The sequence below is a fragment of the Fibrobacter sp. UBA7003 genome (genome assembly GCA_002449765.1).
In the GTDB taxonomy this organism is placed as follows: domain Bacteria; phylum Fibrobacterota; class Fibrobacteria; order Fibrobacterales; family Fibrobacteraceae; genus Fibrobacter.
Genome location: DJXN01000001.1, coordinates 91,788 through 104,056, shown reverse-complemented (window position 1 = coordinate 104,056; position 12,269 = coordinate 91,788). Strand labels below are relative to the sequence as shown.

7 protein-coding genes and 1 pseudogene are annotated in these 12,269 nt (G+C 55.0%); 7 read left to right on the top strand and 1 reads right to left on the bottom strand.

Annotated features, from left to right (window positions below; genetic code table 11):
• The 4 genes and pseudogenes from B2952_RS00430 to rpsG all read left to right on the top strand — a co-directional run.
• Positions 1-597, top strand: a pseudogene (locus B2952_RS00430) (DNA-directed RNA polymerase subunit beta); the annotation flags it as partial.
• 1 nt (position 598) lies between these two features.
• Positions 599-5,041 (top strand): DNA-directed RNA polymerase subunit beta', encoded by a 4,443-nt coding sequence (rpoC, locus tag B2952_RS00425; RefSeq protein ID WP_173381050.1) that lies wholly within the window; start codon positions 599-601, stop codon positions 5,039-5,041.
• A 69-nt stretch (positions 5,042-5,110) separates the two neighbouring features.
• Positions 5,111-5,500 (top strand): 30S ribosomal protein S12, encoded by a 390-nt coding sequence (gene rpsL / locus B2952_RS00420; protein WP_073188010.1) that lies wholly within the window; start codon positions 5,111-5,113, stop codon positions 5,498-5,500.
• 11 nt (positions 5,501-5,511) lie between these two features.
• Positions 5,512-5,988, top strand: a complete 477-nt coding sequence (gene rpsG / locus B2952_RS00415; protein WP_173367010.1) for a 30S ribosomal protein S7 — start codon at positions 5,512-5,514, stop codon at positions 5,986-5,988.
• 154 nt (positions 5,989-6,142) lie between these two features.
• Here the strand turns inward: rpsG and B2952_RS00410 are convergent, their stop codons facing one another.
• Positions 6,143-7,348 (bottom strand): glycoside hydrolase family 26 protein, encoded by a 1,206-nt coding sequence (locus tag B2952_RS00410; RefSeq protein ID WP_290736028.1) that lies wholly within the window; start codon positions 7,346-7,348, stop codon positions 6,143-6,145.
• Between the two features lie 237 nt (positions 7,349-7,585).
• Here B2952_RS00410 and B2952_RS00405 point away from each other — a divergent pair, with 237 nt between their 5' ends.
• The 3 genes from B2952_RS00405 to B2952_RS00395 all read left to right on the top strand — a co-directional run bounded on the left by B2952_RS00405 (position 7,586) and on the right by B2952_RS00395 (position 12,259).
• Entirely contained in the window at positions 7,586-8,590 is a 1,005-nt protein-coding gene (locus B2952_RS00405) for a hypothetical protein (RefSeq protein ID WP_290736025.1), read from the top strand.
• A 137-nt stretch (positions 8,591-8,727) separates the two neighbouring features.
• Positions 8,728-10,131 (top strand): phosphopyruvate hydratase, encoded by a 1,404-nt coding sequence (gene eno / locus B2952_RS00400; RefSeq protein WP_290736022.1) that lies wholly within the window; start codon positions 8,728-8,730, stop codon positions 10,129-10,131.
• 325 nt (positions 10,132-10,456) lie between these two features.
• Complete coding sequence (locus B2952_RS00395) at positions 10,457-12,259, top strand: ABC transporter substrate-binding protein (RefSeq protein WP_290736019.1); 1,803 nt, start codon at positions 10,457-10,459, stop codon at positions 12,257-12,259.
• The last annotated feature ends 10 nt before the right edge of the window (positions 12,260-12,269 follow it).

Sequence of the window (12,269 nt, the reverse complement as noted above, 5' to 3'; positions counted from 1 at the left end):
CGTATGAACATCGGTCAGGTGCTTGAAGTTCACCTGGGCTGGGCCGCCAAGACGCTCGGCTTCAAGGTTTCGACTCCGGTGTTCGACGGTGCCAAGTTCGAGGATATCTGCAAGGAACTCGAAAAGGCCTACCAGAAGAACCCGATCGTGAACTACGAGATGGATCCGGAAAACAACAAGATTATCGGTAAGGCCAAGCTCTATGACGGCCGTACCGGCGAAGCCTTCCTGAACCCGGTTACCATCGGTTACATGTACTACCTCAAGCTCGGTCACTTGGTGGACGACAAGATCCACGCCCGTTCTATCGGTAGCTACGCCCTCGTGACGCAGCAGCCGCTCGGCGGTAAGAGCCAGTTCGGTGGCCAGCGCTTCGGTGAAATGGAAGTGTGGGCCATGGAAGCTTACGGTGCCGCTTACACGCTGCAGGAACTCCTCACCGTCAAGTCCGACGATGTGACGGGACGTTCCATGGTGTACGACGCCATCGTCCACGGCAAGAACACCCCGAAGCCGGGTATCCCCGAGTCCTTCAACGTTATGATCCGCGAAGTCCATTCTTTGGGTCTTGATATCGAGACCACTGGAGAAAAGTAATATGTCCGAAGAAATGATGGAAAATCAAGAAAATTCCGGCGACATTTCGATTCACCTGGCTGCGCCCGACCTGATTCGCTACTGGTCCTACGGCGAAGTCACGAAGCCGGAGACGATTAACTATCGTACGTTCAAGCCCGAACGTGATGGTCTCTTCTGCGAGAAGATCTTTGGACCCGTCAAGAATTGGGAATGCAACTGCGGTAAGTTCAAGCGCGCCCGTTACAAGGGTGTCATCTGTGACCGCTGCGGCGTCGAAGTGACCCACTCCCGCGTCCGTCGCGAACGCATGGGCCATATCGAACTTGCCATTCCTCTCGCACATACCTGGTTCGTGCGCAACCAGCCGTGCGTGATTGGTGCCCTCCTTGGCCTCAACACCAAGGACCTCGAACAGGTCATCTACTACGAACGCTATGTCGTGATTGACAAGGGCGATGCCGAACTCGAGGAGAACACCCTCATCGACGAGACGACCTACCAGGATCTCGTGGCCGAAGGCCGTTCTTTCGAAGCCAAGATGGGTGCTTCTGCTATCAAGCAGCTGCTCGACAGGCTCGACCTCGCCAAGCTTTCTGCGAAGCTCCGTGACCAGGCCCGTTCCAACTCCAAGACGAAGGTGGACGATGCCATCAAGCGCCTGAAGGTGGTCGACGCCTTCCGCAAGTCGCAGATGGAAAGCTTCCGCAGCTACTACAACAACCCGGATTCCTCCCGCGATTCCGGCAAGGCCTGGCTCAAGGGTCTCGCCGAGGCTGTCGCCGAATTCAAGGCCGACTACGAATCCAAGCATTCCGACTTCATCCTGGCCGATGCCTTCGATGAATTCCGTGTCAAGTATCCGAACGAAGTGCGCATGCTCGCGAACCAGCCTTCCTGGATGATTCTCGACGTGCTCCCGGTGATTCCGCCCGATCTTCGTCCGCTCGTTCCGCTCGAAGGCGGCCGCTTTGCGACCTCCGACCTGAACGAACTCTACCGCCGTGTCATCAACCGCAACAACCGCTTGAAAAAGTTGATTGACATCCGTGCCCCTAACGTTATTCTCTGCAACGAAAAGCGCATGCTGCAGGAAGCCGTCGACCAGCTGTTCGACAGCGGCCGCCGCACGGCGCGCACGGGTTCTGCACGCCCGCTCAAGAGCCTCGCAGAACTCCTCAAGGGCAAGCAGGGTCGCTTCCGTATGAACCTCCTCGGTAAGCGTGTGGACTACTCCGGCCGTTCCGTCATCGTGGTGGGCCCGGAACTCCAGATGCACCAGTGCGGTCTGCCGAAGCGCATGGCTCTCGAACTTTACAAGCCGTTCATCATCCAGCGCCTGGAAGAAGACGGCATCGTTTACACGCTCAAGTCCGCAAAGAAGTACGTGGACGCCGAACGCCCCGAAGTGTGGGACATTCTCGAAGAAATCATCGAGGACCACCCGGTGATGCTGAACCGCGCCCCGACGCTTCACCGCTTGGGTATCCAGGCCTTCTATCCGAAGCTCATCGAAGGTAACGCCATCCGCCTCCACCCGCTCGTCTGTACCGCATTCAACGCGGACTTCGACGGTGACCAGATGGCCGTGCACCTCCCGCTTTCTTTCGAAACCCAGCTCGAATGCCGCGTGCTCATGCTGTCCTCGAACAACATCCTGCACCCCGCTTCCGGTCAGCCGATCGCTGTGCCGGGCCAGGACATCGTGCTCGGGCTCTACTACCTCACCAAGCCGCGTCCGGGTCGCAAGGGCGAAGGCATGCACTTCTTCGATTCCGCCGAAGCCATCCGCGCTTACGAGAACGGTGTCGTGGATCTGAACGCCACCGTGTACCTGAAGCTCAAGGCTGGCCGCAAGATCTACATCGGTGCCCTCGAGAAGGATTGCACCTGCGTCCGCGAAATTGCCGACGACAACGGCAACCTCGAAGTGAACGTCAAGGCTGGCGAGAAGATCAAGTTCCTTACACTCAAGGACGATAACGTCATCAAGACGACTGTCGGCCGAATCATCTTTAACGAATTTGTTCCCAACGAACTTGGCTACGCGAACGAAACCTTCGCGAAGAAGGTCATCGCGAAGTCTATCGACGACCTCTACCGTCGCACCGGCAACCGCGTGACTGTCGAATACCTCGACAACCTCAAGGCCAACGGTTACAAGTGGGCAACCCGCGCCGGTTCTTCCGTGGCTATCGCCGAAATGGTGATCCCCGAAGACAAGCAGGCCATGCTCGATGCCGCTACCGAAAAGGTCAACAACATCCGCAGCCTCTACGAGGACGGTGTGATTACCGACGGCGAACGTTACAACCAGACGATCGACGTGTGGTCGCAGACGACTGCCGAAGTCGCATCCAAGCAGTGGGATCTCCTTTCCCGCGACCGTGACGGTTTCAACCCCGTCTACATGATGGCCGACTCCGGTGCTCGTGGTAGCCGCGAACAGATTAAGCAGCTGTCCGGTATGCGCGGCTTGATGCAGAAGCCTATCAAGCAGCTCGGCGGTCAGGAAGTTATCGAGAACCCGATTAAGTCCTGCTTCCGCGAAGGCCTGAACGTGATGGAATACTTCATCTCGTCTCACGGTGCCCGTAAGGGTCTGGCCGATACCGCCCTTAAGACGGCAGACGCCGGTTACCTTACCCGTCGTCTCGTGGACGTGGGCCAGGACCTCGTTGTTACCGAGGCTGACTGCGGTACCACCAACGGTATCGAAGTTTCCGCCTTCAAGGACGGCGACGACACCGTGATTCCGCTGGAAGAACGTTTGCTCGGTCGCGCTCCGGTCGAAGACATCAAGCACCCTGTTACGGGCGAAGTGATTGTCAAGGCTGGTGAACTTGTCACCGAACGTGACCTTCCGAAGATTTCTGCTACGGGTCTTGAACATATCAAGATGCGCTCCGTGCTCACTTGCGATTCCCGCAATGGCGTGTGCTCCAAGTGCTACGGCCGTATGCTTGCTTCCGGCCGTCCGGTCGACCTGGGCGAAGCCGTGGGCGTGCTTGCCGCACAGTCCATCGGTGAACCGGGTACGCAGCTTACCCTCCGTACCTTCCATATCGGTGGTGCGTCTTCCCGTCTGACGGTCGAAAACTGCAAGAAGGCCTCCGTCGATGGCCGCGTGGAACTCGAACAGGTCGAAACCGTCGACCACGAGGGCCAGAAGGTCGTCACGAGCCGCATGGCAGAACTCGTTATCTTCGACAACACGGGCATCAACAAGGGTCGTTACCAGATTCCGTACGGCGCCATCATGCATGTCGAGAACAATGCTTCCGTCAAGAAGGACGAAGTGATGTTCGAATGGGATCCGTACAACAGCCCGATTATTACGAACGTTGCCGGTAAGGTGAAGCTCGTGGACCTCGTCGAAAACAAGACGTTCCGTGTCGAACGCGACGAGAACACCGACGTCGAGACCTGGATCGTGATCAGCGAGAAGCATGGCGGCAGTGCCCGCCAGCTCCGTCCGGCGATCAGCATCCTCGACTCCGCGAACACCAAGGCGGGCCACTTCATGCTGCCTGACGGCGCTATCCTTACCGTCAAGGACGGCGACGTGGTCTCTGTCGGTTCTACGGTCGCTAAGCTTCCGCGTGCCGCCGGTAAGACCCGCGACATTACGGGTGGTCTTCCGCGCGTGGCCGAACTCTTCGAAGCCCGCAAGCCGAAGAACACGGCCGTTCTTGCCCCGATTGACGGTCTCATCGTCATGGGTAAGGAAGTCCGCAACAACCAAGAAGTTATTATCAAGATGGACGACCAGGAAGAGAAAGTGCTGGTTCCCCGCGGCGTCCACTTGGCGGTCAACGAAGGTGACCGTGTCCGCGCTGGTCAGAAGATCAGCGAAGGCAGTGCAGACCCGCACGATATCCTGACGATCCTCGGACCTGAAGAGGTCCAGCGTCACCTGGTGAACGAAATCCAGGCGGTGTACCGCCTGCAGGGTGTGGCTATCGCAGATAAGCACATCGAATGTATCGTCCGTCAGATGATGCGCAAGGTGAAGGTCAAGGAATCCGGCGATTCCGAACTGCTTCCGGGCGAAGAAATCTCCAAGGTGCGTCTCCGTGCCGAGAACGATCGCTTGATCGCTCAGGGCAAGACGCCGGCGACCTTCACGCCGATGCTCCTTGGTATCACGAAGGCCTCCTTGGCGACAGACAGCTTCATCTCTGCCTGCTCGTTCCAGGAAACCACCAAGATCCTTACCCGCGCTTCCATCGAAGGGCAGGTGGACCCGCTCATGGGCCTTAAGGAGAACGTGATTATGGGTCGTTTGATTCCGTGCGGAACCGGTGCCCGCCACTTGAGGAACGTGACAGTGGTCGATGCCGATGCCGAGGCGGAAGAACGCCAGCGCCTGCAGAACGTACATGCCGAATACGATGACTTCGGTTCCGGAATCCAGATGTTGGATAACGAAATCGGCGCTTCCGACGAGGAAGATGCGGAGTAATTTCGACTATGTACTTGAAAAAACTGGAAAAAGAACTATATTTGCACTCCAAAATCTAGGAGATTAAAAGTGCCTACTATTCAACAGCTCGTCCGCAACGGACGTGAACAGATCAGCAACAAGACCGCATCCGTGGCCTTGAAGTCCTGCCCGCAGAAGCGTGGTGTCTGCACCCGCGTCTACACCAGCACCCCGAAGAAGCCGAACTCCGCTCTTCGTAAGATTGCCCGTGTGCGCCTTTCCAACAAGATGGAAGTTACGGCTTACATCCCCGGCGAAGGCCACAACCTCCAGGAACACTCCATCGTGCTCATCCGCGGTGGCCGTGTCAAGGATGTTCCGGGTGTCCGTTACCACATCATCCGTGGCGCTCTCGATACTCAGGCTGTCAACGGCCGTCAGAACGCCCGTTCCAAGTATGGTGTCAAGAAGAAAGGTGCCGCTCCGGCCAAGAAGTAAGGAAGTAGAATATGTCTAGAAGAAGAAAGGCTCTCCATCGCTCCATCCTCCCGGATCCGCGTTTCAAGTCTACCCTCGTTACCGAACTCGTCGGTGTCGTGCTCAAGCAGGGCAAGAAGACCATCGCTGAACAGATCGTCTATACTGCTCTTGAACAGCTCGACAAGAAGGTCGAAGGCAAGGAAACCCCGCTCGAAAAGTTCGAACTCTGCCTCGAAAACATCAAGCCGCGCGTCGAAGTCAAGTCCCGCCGTATCGGTGGTGCCAACTACCAGGTTCCTATGGAAGTTGCACCGGACCGCGCCAAGGCTCTCGCCCTCCGCTGGCTCCTTGATGCCGCCCGCAACCGCAACGAACCCAACATGGCCGACCGCCTTGCTGCCGAACTCGTTGCTGCCAAGAACGGTGAAGGCAACGCTGTCCGCAAGAAGAACGATACGCACAAGATGGCCGAAGCCAACAAGGCTTTCGCCCACTTCCGTTTCTAATTCTTGCCTTAGCACAGAATTATCCTAGAGGGAAGGCTCGCTTCAAAAGCGAGCCTTTTCTGTTATTTGAAGATTTACTTTACCTGTAATGTATTAGGAGGATTTATGTTCACACCATCTGGGTGGGGTTGCGGTTCGTGAGGAAGTGATTCCCTTATCGCAGTACGTTTAGCCTGTAGATGCTGCGCGTGCCCGCCTCGGGAACTTCCAGCATGTGCTTGCCCGGGGTAAAGTGCTGCACGGCGCTCTGCCACAAAATACGGCCCTGATGGTCGAACTGCACGACGCTCGCGGTCATGGCGCGGTCGACCTGCAAAAGCAGCTTGCCGCCTTGCTGCCTAAACGAAAACTTGTCTGTAATCCCGCCGGTGCGTATGGCTGTGGTGCTGCTGGACGAATTGACCGAACTTGACGATTCGGGAATTGCTTCGCTGCTCGAAGATTCGGGCGCCATCGCCTTCATCTTCGCGATGCCCGCCTTCCATGCGTCAACGGCGGCCTGCGAAGTGTTGAGTGCCCAGTCGCCCTCGTTCGCTTCCTTGCTCTGGCTGAACCACATCACCGCGAAAACGCGCGAGAAGTCCGTGGCAAAATGCTCGAACATGTCGGTAATCCATTCGGCCTTGTTTCCACCCAATTCGGAGCTCGAGATTTCGGCGATGAAGAGCGGCTTGTCGATGTTCGCGAGCGCGTTGTACGCCTTCTTGAAAACCTGCGAGAACGTCTGCCAGCTGGACCAGCTCTGGCATTTGCCCCAGTTGTAGCCGTCGATGGAGATGTAGTCCACGTACTCGTCGCCGGGGTAGTTGCCCGTGAGCGTGGTACCGCTGCCCTGGTTCGAGGCGTTGGTGGTCCATACCCACTTGACGTTCGTGACGCCTTCTTCTTTGAAGATTTTCACGATGTGGCGGAAAGCTTCGGCGACGTTCGCGTCGGTATTGCCGGCGCCCGATTTTCCTACGCCCCAGTCATACCAGTCTCCATTTGCTTCATGGAGCGGCCTGAGCCAGATTTCGTCGCCGAAACCCTTGACGCCCTTTGCATATTCACGGATGTAGTTGTCGGCCTTGCCGTTCACCAGTTCCTGCGCGTTGTAGCCGTTCGCCATCCAGGTCACCACCAGCGTGGAACCGTTGTTCTTCGCGACGTTCGCATACTGCGCGGTCGCATTCCAGTCGTTGATGTCGAAGAGCGCGAAGTAGCTGATGAGGTCGAGATGTGTGCCCTGCAAATCCTGGAACGCCTGCACGTTTTGCTGTGTGGGCTGCGGGTATTGCCCGGGGCCTCCGACCCATGCGCCGACCTGGAAGGCCATTGCCGCTACGGGTGCGAGAACCATCGAGAATAGGAACTTGTTCATAAATGCCTCCGGCGGGCTTCCGTCCGCAAAATGTTCCCATACGCCATAAAGATAGATTGTGCAGCCTGCACGGGCTGATTTCTAAAACGGATGTTTATATCAAAGTGTATCTAGTGTTTCAGAACGTCCCGGAGTTCCCCGATACTGCCGCAAATTCACATTGTCCGAATAAGATTCTCCAAATAGGAACACCCTCTTTATTTTTTTCTAGTTTGTTTGATAATCAGGGATTGCTGTATGAAAATTTTGAAATTGTGTTGGCTATCAATTTTACTGATGGCGATGTTCCTTTTCGGGTGCGCATCTTCTAGCCCTGAACACGAGAAAAACAATTCCGGAAAGCGAGTAGAGAAACAGAAACCTGTGGCGGACGGTGTGCTTCAGGCAGGTATGCTGGATTCAATATCAGCGTACATCTCTTTGCGTTCAGCGGCGGCATTGAATGAACTGCCTGATTCTTTAGAGAAATATTCTCTGGATAGCCTTCTTGAAATAGGATTCAGATTATACAGGTTTTCTTTGACTCAGTGGAATTCGTCTGTGGCTGCAACTATAAAAGAATGCAGGAATCGTTTCTTTGCAAGATGGAAACAGACTTCTGATTCTATATGTGGTACGATTCCAGTCGGTGATTCTATGGCAAACGAAATCAGTCTCATTTATAAGGCTGTCCTGGAATATGATATTCAAAGCGATTATGAATATCTTCTCAAGAAAATGGATAGTACACGCTACGATGAAAAAAAAGATGTTTCGCTTGACGAAAAAATAGTTTTTTTGAAAAAGGGAAAATTGCCAAGATATTTTGTTCAAAATGTCGAGTATTCTTATAGAGTAGTGTCTGCTTCTAGTATGGAAGATTTGCAGAATCCTAGGAACAGAAACAACAATTGGATAAAAATCGATGTTGAATGCTTGAATAGGGGCCCCTTGGATCAGGAGGTTTTAGTTCATAGAGCCGAATATGAAGCGTTATTGGATTCTTTTGCAAGAATAGAAGATGAAAGATTACAGTTAAAGCTTGATTATCTTGGGACAGAAATTCATTCGTATGGCGGGCTTTCCCCTGCGGGCCATTTCGTTCGTTATGTTTCTTCGCCGGTGATGTCCAATCTGACGTTTAACGAAGAACGCAATTTAGTTGAGGCATTTGTTTCTTCTACTTCGTACGACGCTATTTTCTATCTCTCAAAGAATGATGGACAATGGAAAGTGGTCGAGGTTCATGACTTGGTCATGTAGAATAGAAGTGCAATCATTAGTGATGGCGAAGTACACCCCTTTTACCCCCTTTTCTTTCGTCTTTCGTCTTTCGTCTTTCGTCTAATTTCTATATTTTACACCGCAAAATTTTTCACACTAAACCAAAAGGCTAAAAAATGGCTTCTAAAATCAAATCCGTTGTTGCCCGCCAGATCCTCGACTCTCGCGGCAATCCCACTCTCGAAGTTGATGTTACCCTCGAAAACGGCGTGAAGGGTCACGCTGCTGTCCCGAGCGGTGCTTCTACCGGCGAACGCGAAGCTTGCGAACTCCGCGACGGCGACAAGAAGACCTACTGCGGCAAGGGCACGCTCACTGCAGTGAAGAACGTGAACACCAAGATTGCCAAGAAGATCATCGGCATGGACCCGGCCAAGCAGACCGAAGTCGACGACGCCATGATCGCTCTCGACGGCAACCGCATGCTCAAGAACAAGCTCGGTGCAAACGCTATCCTCGGCGTTTCCATGGCTGTTTGCTGCGCCGCTGCTAACGACGCCAAGATGCCTCTCTACCAGTACATCGCCAAGCTCCATGGCACCAAGAAGCTCACGCTCCCGTGCCCGATGTGCAACGTGATCAACGGCGGTGCTCACTCCTCCGCTCCGATCGACTTCCAGGAATTCATGATTGCTCCGGTTGGCGCAAAGACTTTCTCCAAGGGCCTCCAGATGGTCACCGAAATCTTCCACGCCCTCAAGGCTGTGCTGAAGAAGGGTGGCTTCGACACCACCGTCGGTGACGAAGGTGGCTTCGCTCCTGGCGTCAGCATCAAGCCCGCCAAGAACAAGTTCGGTTACGAAATCACTGGCGTGATGACCCTCGAAAAGGCTCTCGACGCTTTGAAGGCTGCAACCACCAATGCCGGTTACAAGTTCGGCACCGACATCAAGATCGCTCTTGACGTTGCTTCTTCTGAATTCTGCGACAAGAACACCAAGGCTGGCAAGCCGGAAACCTACACCTTCAAGAAGAGCACCAAGAAGACTGTCAAGTCTGCCGACATGGTGAAGCTCTACGAAAAGCTCATCGACAAGTACTCCATCTTCTCCATTGAAGACGGTCTCGACGAAGCTGACTGGGCTGGCTGGAAGGTCATGACCGACAAGCTCGGTGGTAAGATCAACCTCGTGGGTGACGACCTGTTCGTTACCAACCCGACCATCTTCGACGAAGGCATCAAGGCTGGCATCGCCAACGCTATCCTCATCAAGGTGAACCAGGTCGGTTCTGTGTCCGAAACTCTCGCCGCCATCAAGCGCGCTCAGAACGAAGGCTATGCTCCGATCGTTTCTCACCGCTCTGGCGAAACCGAAGACACCTTCATTGCTGACCTCGCCGTCGGTACCGCCGCTGGCCAGATCAAGACTGGTTCTCTCTCCCGTACGGACCGCGTGTGCAAGTACAACCGCCTCCTCCGCATCGAAGAAGAACTCGGCAAGGCTGCTGTGTACGCCGGTGACCCGCGCAAGGCTTGCAAGGCCCCTGCTAAGGCTTGCAAGAAGTGCTGCAAAAAGTAATTTCTTAAACCATTAGAATTACTGAAAGAGGCGTCCCTATCAGGGGACGCTTCTTTTGTATGTAAATGGCGTTTGCGGCCGGACAAAAATAAAGGAGTAGGGCGATGCGGAGTAGGTGGCGAAAATTTTTATCTGGAACGCCGCTTTGTAAACTTTCATAAATAATTGAACTACGCATGGGATGCGTTGGTGCGCCGTCCCTGCTCCTGTGTCCGAATGTAAACGTATTTTTCACGAAAGTGCAAAAACAAAAAAAGCTTTTAAATCTATATTACGAAAGGATTTTTTATTCACGAGCTTTCAAAAGCTTATAAAAGAGGACACAATGATTGGATTGAAATCGATTGCCAGGACCGCTCTTGCGCTCTCGGCAAGTGGAGCAGTTTTTTCAGGGTGCGGTACCGACCAGGTCGAAGGGGCCCTGCCCCGTCAGGAGACACTCTACCTGTCCGGCCAGCAATGGGGCGCCCCTGCGACGTTTAACCCGCTTGCCGAAAGTTGGATGGCTGCCTGGCCTGTTGGCGGACGCTTCAACCTGGTTTACGAACCGCTTATTGTTTACAATACGCTGAACGGCAAGATCGAGCCGCTTCTCGGAACGCTCGTCGAGGAACTCTCGAACAACGACAGTGTCGTGGTCGACCTGAACCCGGCTGCCAAGTGGAGCGACGGTAAGCAGGTGAACTCGAACGACGTGAAGTTCATCTTCACGAAGGGTTCCATCAACACCACGGAACAGATTTCTGATATCCACGTGGATACGATTGCCACCGAACCGGCAGTTCAGGAACGCCTTTCGTTCATCGTGAACAAGGCCCAGAGGAACAACCCGCTCTCGGTGCGTGACCTTCTCCAGGCCATCCGTATCGCGCCTGCGCATGTGTTTGAACCGCTTATCGCGGAAAAGGGTCTCGACGAAGTCAAGAAGCTCACGATGGACAAGAATCCCGTGGTTTCGGGCCCCTACAACATCATGTCCGCCGACCCGAACAAGATTATCCTCCAGCGTCGTGACGACTACTGGGGCAATGCCGCCCTCCACGAGGGCAAGCTCCCCGCTCCTAAGTATGTGGTTCACCCGATCTACAAGAGCAACGACGCCAACACGATTGCGCTCACTACCGGCAACCTCGATGCTTCCATGAGCTTCGTGACCCGCATCTGGCGCAAGCGCGGCGTGCATACCTGGTTCAACGAACCTCCTTACTTTGCTCCGGGCGCCATGCCGATGCTCATGATCAACACCATGAAGGAACCGCTCAACGACAAGCGCTTCCGCCGCGCACTCGCGACGGCCATCGACTACACGGCGATCCGCCAGTTCGCCGTCTCGAACTACACCTCGACCTTGAAGGCCGGCCTTATCATGCCGACGGGTCTCGAAGGCAAGTTTATCAATGACGAAGATACGCAGAAGTACGGCGTGAACCTCGGCATTACCGACGAGGCCGAACGCTTGAACACGGTGAAGCAGATGCTCTCCGAAGCCGGCTTCAAGTCCGTGTGGAAGAAGGACGGCACGCTTGACCATATGGAAAACGCCAAGGGCGAAACGCTCCCGACGCTCTTCATCACTTCTCCTGCCGGTTGGACCGACTGGGAAGCCATGGTGACCATCGCCGTGGAAGGCATGCGCAAGGCCGGTATCGACGTGCGTGAAGGTTTCGTGGACGGCGGTCAGTACTGGCCTGCCAAGGGAACGGGCAACTTCGACCTTCTGATGGACAAGCCGTCTGCCGACGTGTCCCCGTCTCTCCCGTGGAGCCGCTTCAACGAAGTCATGTCCAGCCGCGACTGGCAGCCGCTCGGCGCCTGGGCCGGCACCAACATCGGCCGTTACAACCAGCCGGGTACTCCGGAATTCCGTCCGGAAGTGGACCAGCTTTTGTCTGCAATCCCGCTGATGACCGACGCCGAAGAAATCGCGAAGGCTTACCGCGAACTCAACAAGATCTTCATGGAAGACCAGCCCTCCATTCCGCTGGTCTACCTGCCCGAACAGTTCTACGAATTCAGCGACCGCGTGTGGACGAACTGGCCGACCGCCGAGAATCCCTACGCTCCGCCGCAGCTCCCGTGGATTGCCTCCGGCACCAAGATCCTTTGGAACCTCAAGCTTGCTAAATAAAAGGACGACC